The organism is Polaromonas sp. P1_G1, assembly GCF_056405595.1.
The window spans coordinates 1-485 of record NZ_JBFUBU010000166.1 but is presented as its reverse complement, the minus strand read 5'-3'; the positions used below and the strand labels follow the sequence as shown (position 1 = coordinate 485).

The 485-nt window shown below is 62.3% G+C and carries 1 protein-coding gene; it reads left to right on the top strand.

The features are described 5' to 3' along the window. The coding region (locus tag AC1D1Y_RS26295; protein ID WP_477684936.1) for an EAL domain-containing protein at window positions 1–485 on the top strand (485 nt) is incomplete at both ends.

Sequence of the window (485 nt, the reverse complement as noted above, 5' to 3'; positions counted from 1 at the left end):
GATCACTGAGACCGTGGCCATCACCGACATGCGCAACATGCAGCGCTTTATTGACCGCGTGCGCGCCATGGGCGCCAAGGTGGGGCTGGATGACTTCGGTGCCGGGTATTCCTCGTTCGGCTACCTCAAGGGGCTGTCGGTGGATGCCCTCAAGCTCGATGGTTCACTGGTGCGCGACGCGGCACGTAGCCAGTCCGGCATGGCCATCATTGTGGCCATTGGGGGCCTGGTGAGCAGCCTGGGCATGAAGTCGGTGGGCGAGTTTGCTGAAGACCTGGCCACCATCCGTGCGCTGGCGGATGCTGGCATTGATTACGCGCAGGGCTATGGCATCAGCAAGCCGGTGATGCCCGAGAAAATCCTGGCAGCCCAAAGCGGTGCCGATTTCATCGAGGACCCCGAGATCCTCGCCTTCGTCAAGCTGCTGCAAGCCAATGCGGATGCCACCATGTCCCTGTTCCCGGAATCGACTCTGGGCACCCTGC